This is a genomic window from Arthrobacter koreensis (genome assembly GCF_035792275.1).
GTDB classification, from domain to species: domain Bacteria; phylum Actinomycetota; class Actinomycetes; order Actinomycetales; family Micrococcaceae; genus Arthrobacter_B; species Arthrobacter_B koreensis_A.
Genome location: NZ_JAMWKK010000043.1, coordinates 1 through 255 on the forward strand (window position 1 = coordinate 1; position 255 = coordinate 255).

At 62.7% G+C, this 255-nt stretch carries 1 pseudogene; it reads left to right on the forward strand.

Annotation, left to right across the window (positions count from 1 at the left end):
• Window positions 1-70: 70 nt before the first annotated feature.
• Window positions 71-255, forward strand: a pseudogene (locus tag NGB94_RS16750) (IS30 family transposase); the annotation flags it as partial.

Consider the following 255-nt stretch of genomic DNA (forward strand, 5'->3'; position numbering starts at 1 on the left):
CGACGGGTGGAGTCCGCGGCTGATCTCCTCCATGCTGGCGTTTTATTTCCCGGATGATCAGACTATGCAGGTGAGCCACGAGACGATTTACCGGGCCCTTTACGTTCAGGCCCGCGGGACCCTGCGCGCCGATCTGGCCCGGAAACTGAGCCTGAAACGCAAAGCCCGCGTCCCGCACAGTGCTGACCGGCACCGCAACAGCCCCTACAAAGACGCGTTCAGGATCAGTCAGCGTCCGGCCGAGGTAGAGGATCG